2 protein-coding genes and 1 pseudogene are annotated in these 4024 nt (G+C 58.3%); all 3 read right to left on the reverse strand.

What is annotated here, in order from left to right; all coding sequences use genetic code 11:
* A partial coding sequence (locus tag EJL02_RS13910; RefSeq protein WP_125116951.1) for a C40 family peptidase occupies positions 1-1558 on the reverse strand: 1558 nt, incomplete at its 3' end.
* Positions 1539-3908 (reverse strand): VirB4-like conjugal transfer ATPase, CD1110 family, encoded by a 2370-nt coding sequence (locus tag EJL02_RS13915; protein ID WP_442858029.1) that lies wholly within the window; start codon positions 3906-3908, stop codon positions 1539-1541. The genes EJL02_RS13915 and EJL02_RS13910, both read right to left, overlap by 20 nt.
* Positions 3856-4024 (reverse strand): annotated as a pseudogene (locus tag EJL02_RS14520) (PrgI family protein); the annotation flags it as partial. The gene EJL02_RS13915 and the pseudogene EJL02_RS14520, both read right to left, overlap by 53 nt.

The raw sequence follows: 4024 nt of genomic DNA on the forward strand, positions 1-4024 counted from the left end.
CGCCCGCCGTGTCATAGGTGCCGACAAAGAACACCAGATCGCCGGGGCGGGGTGCGCTGGTGGGGGTGCAGATGTTATAGAGCCCCTGGGCTCCCAGGCGGCCCACATTCCAGCCGGAGTGATTGATTACCCAGGACACAAAGCCGGAGCAGTCAAAGGACGTGGCCGGAGAGCTGCCGCCCCACACATAGGGATAGCCCAGATATTTCTCCGCCTCGCCCAAAATGGCCGCAAAGGTTTCATCGTCCAGATATTCCTCCGGCACGTCATAGTCAGCAGGCGGGTTTGTGATGTATTTCCCCACATAGGCTGACTCCGGAAACAAATCGGGCCTGTTCCCCAGGGTGGACATATAGAGGGAATAGCGGGCTATCTGTTCCTCGCCCATCATTTCCAGGGGCAGATGGGAAAGGTTTTTGTTTTCCAGCGTGACATAACAGATGTACCAGGAGTAGGGATCGCCGTCGCTGTCATACCGGGTTTCCCGTACCACGCGCTCCGTCAGGATATACTGGCGGTCAAAGAGAGTATCCAGGGTGCCCTGCACCTCGTCCTCCGTCCATTCTCCCTCGTGAAGCGCACAGAGGATAGAGATCAGCACATAGGGATCGTGCTCAATCTCGTCCAGGTCAAAATGGTATTCGTCATAGCTGTGGGTAGCGGTATAGGTATCCAGGTAATTTTGCAGTTCTGCCTCCATACCGGAATAGGCCGCCTCTGCCGCCAGGATCTCCCCGTCCTCCGAGGGGTAGGTGGTAGCGCCCACGGCCCCCGCGCCGGAATTTCCCAGCATCACCAGGGAAGAAGAACAGGACTGCATCATAAAGAGCAAAAGCAGGCAGGCCAGAGCCAGCAGCACCCCCACAGGATGCCGCTTCACAAAGCCCGCAATTTTCGCCCCGGCCTTTTCCGTGGCAGCGGCGGTCTTTTTGGCCGCGCTTGTCGCTCCTGTCTTTGCCGCCTCCCGCGCCCGCTTTTGATACTGCTTTTTCAAGCGGTGCTTGCGCCACATCCGGGAAACGGGGTTGCCGGACATTTCCGGGTGCTCCTGGGCAGCCATGCGGAAATGATAGTCTGCCGTGGCCTTGACATATTTGGACTCGGCCCGCTGGACAGCCTTTGCCGGGTGCTGCCGGATTTTCTTTTGCACAAACCGCTTGCCATGCCGCAGGCCGGACTCGCCCACCAGCTCGGAGCGGTGGGCACCCTCGATACCCACGTTTTCCTGTTCATTCTCATAAATCTTGCCATGCACAAAACCGTGGGCGGCCCCGCCAGCGGCCCGGCCTATCCGCCGCACCGGGCCGGGCTTTTTGGGTGGCTTCTGTTTTGCCAGCTTATCCTTTGCCCGTTCCAGCTTTTCCCCGCGCTCCTCCATGCGGAGCTTGGACGCGGCGGCCTGCTCCTGTTTGCTTTTTTGACGGAACTTCGACTTGTGGACACTTTGTCCAGAAGTGCCGCTGTCCGCAGCCCCGGCCCCGCCAGGATCGGCGGCGCTCTCCCAGGAGCCGGGGCGCTCCCTGGGCTCCTGTTTGGGCTTATTCGGTTTTCGCTTCATTCTTCAAATCCTCCGGGCGGGTAGTCAGCAGATTGTAAATCTCTCCACGGGGGAAACGATCCACAAAGGGGATCGTCACATCCCCATAGAACAGCAGGCCCTCGCCGGAATTGCTATGGGTAATGTAGGAGAGCTGGTGCTCCGAAATGCCAAGCTGCTTTGCCAAAATAGCCCGGTCACTTTGGGCCTGGGACAGCAGGATCATAAAATCCGTGTTGTCCAGAATGGCCTCAATCTCCCGGCTGGCCAAAAGGTCTTTGACGTTCTGCGTCAGGGCCGAGGGGACACAGCCTTTCTTTCTCAGCATCTTCCACACGGCCACAAAGTAGCTGGCGGTAAGCGCGTCCCGGAGCAGGATATGGAACTCATCAAAATAGCACCAGGTAGAAACGCCGCTGTGAAAATTCACATTGACCGCCGAAGTTACAAAGTCGTTGGTAACGTGCATGGCGATCTTGCGGAGGTTTTCTCCCAGCCCTTTGAGAACGATGCACACGATATGGGACGTGAGCTTTACGTTGGTCTGGTGGTTGAACAGGTTAAGGGAGCCGGTGCAGTAGAGCTCCAGGGCAGTTGCCACACGGCGGGCCTCCGGCTCCGGCTGTTTGAGAAGCTCCTCGTACAAGTCCTGGAGCAAGGGCGGCTTGCCGTCCCCGATCCCCAGGGCCATATCCCGGTAGATCAGCCGCACACAGCGGTCAATCACGGTTTTTTCGATGGGCTGCAAGCCGTCCTTGCCGCCCACCACCAGCTCACACAGGGACAACAAAAAATCCGCTTTCATGGAAAGCGGGCTTTCGTCATCGTCCAGGTCAAGCTGGATGTCCATAGGGTTGATATGGCTGGGAGAGCCGGGAGCGATCTCCACCACCTGGCCGCCCAGCCGCCGCACCAGCGGGGCATATTCGCCCATCGGATCGACAATGATAATGCGATCCTTTGGGATAGTGAGAAACACATTGATGATCTCACGCTTTGCGGCAAAGGATTTGCCGGAGCCCGTGGAGCCAAGATAGAGCCCGTTGGCCGATTTCAGTTTTTTGCGGTCAGCCATGATGACGTTATGGGAAAGGGCGTTCATGCCGTAGTAGAGGGACGGCCCGGCCATGCGGAGCTCCCTGGTCATAAAGGGAATGAAAATCGCCGTGGAGCTGGTTGTCATACCCCGCTGAATTTCCACCTCGTTATAGCCCAGGGCCAGCGAGGACACAAACGCCTGCTCCTGCTGCCAGTCCAGCCGCTTCAAGGCGCAGTTATATTTCTGCGCGATACCGCCCACGGTAAACACATCGTTTTCCAGCCGCTGCCGGGTGGGGGCGATATTGATGACCGTGAACGTCAAGAGGAACATTCGCTCGTTCCGGGACTGGAGATCGGCCAGGAGCTCCGCCGCGTCCTTACTGAATGTGATCAGGTCAGGGGGTAGAATGTCGGGATCGTACCCGGCCCGCACCGCCTTGCGCTGTTCCTCCACTTTCATTTTGCCGATGTCGGAGAGCTTTCCCTTGATGGTCTTAATGGCTTTGAGCTGATCCACCGTCTGAATGTGCATGGTAACGGTCATTTCCGCATCCAGCTCCAAGATTTCCGCCAGGAGCTTGTCAGAGAGCTCGGACGCCAAAATCTGCAAGTAGGACGCAGCGCCCCAATACTGGCCCACCCGGAACGTCCGGGATTGCCGGAAGTCGAAGCTGTCCGGGGCGATAAAGTCCTTTGTCCCCATGCCCGTCCGGGGAATGTCCTGCCAGGAGAAGCGGAACGGCTCCCGGCTGCCGGGGTGCATCTGACTGTGAAGCAGCGCCAGCCGTTCCTGCCCATCCATCGGAGCAGAGGGAACGCCCAGCCGTTTCAGATTGCCTGTCACATCGGCCTCCACCCGTTCCAGGCGGGGCCGGGCCTCCGCGATCCCCTCGGCGGGCAGGCCAAACGTGATGTATTTAGACCGCTCGATGCCGTTGTTGCTTTTGGCAATCTGATTTTTCAGCATACTTGTGAACTCGGCCCGGATGCTGTCAAAGTCATCCTGTGCCGGGGGAATATTAACCTTGTACTTGCTCCGGGAACGAGAGCGGCGGTTGATAAAGGAGAGCTGGAACGGCAGGGAGCTGTCAAAGTAATTGAGGAACGAGCTCCACCCACCGAAAATCGCCGTCTGATCCTCGGTAGAAGCCACGGAATAATTGATGTCCTCATATTCCACGGTTTTCGTGTAGAGCCCACCGGGGAGCTGGCACACCCCGTCCGGGTGCATCACCAGATAAGGGATCGTCTGCTGGGCAGACAACGCAGTTTTCCGGTTAGCGGCCTTTCCGGGGCCGCGCTTTGGGCTTTTTGCTTTTTGCAATCGCATCCTCCTTTCGCACAGCGCCCCGCTGGGTAAACGGGGCATAGATATTTTCCGTCTGGTAGGGCCTCACCCCAGGCCGCAGGAAACGGGCCCGCAGGACGTTCCGCACCACCTTTTCA

The organism is Agathobaculum sp. Marseille-P7918 (assembly GCF_900625105.1).
GTDB lineage: Bacteria > Bacillota > Clostridia > Oscillospirales > Butyricicoccaceae > Agathobaculum.